The sequence below is a fragment of the Candidatus Pantoea formicae genome (genome assembly GCF_011752625.1).
Lineage (GTDB): Bacteria > Pseudomonadota > Gammaproteobacteria > Enterobacterales > Enterobacteriaceae > Pantoea > Pantoea formicae.
The window spans coordinates 1-227 of the sequence record NZ_VWXD01000060.1 but is presented as its reverse complement, the minus strand read 5'-3'; the positions used below and the strand labels follow the sequence as shown (position 1 = coordinate 227).

General features: G+C 53.3%; 1 rRNA gene. It reads left to right on the top strand.

Features of this window, described 5'->3' with window-relative positions:
- A 16S ribosomal RNA gene (locus F3J38_RS27905) occupies positions 1 to 227 on the top strand; the annotation flags it as partial.

Sequence of the window (227 nt, the reverse complement as noted above, 5' to 3'; positions counted from 1 at the left end):
TGAGACAGGTGCTGCATGGCTGTCGTCAGCTCGTGTTGTGAAATGTTGGGTTAAGTCCCGCAACGAGCGCAACCCTTATCCTTTGTTGCCAGCGGGTTATGCCGGGAACTCAAAGGAGACTGCCAGTGATAAACTGGAGGAAGGTGGGGATGACGTCAAGTCATCATGGCCCTTACGAGTAGGGCTACACACGTGCTACAATGGCGCATACAAAGAGAAGCGACCTC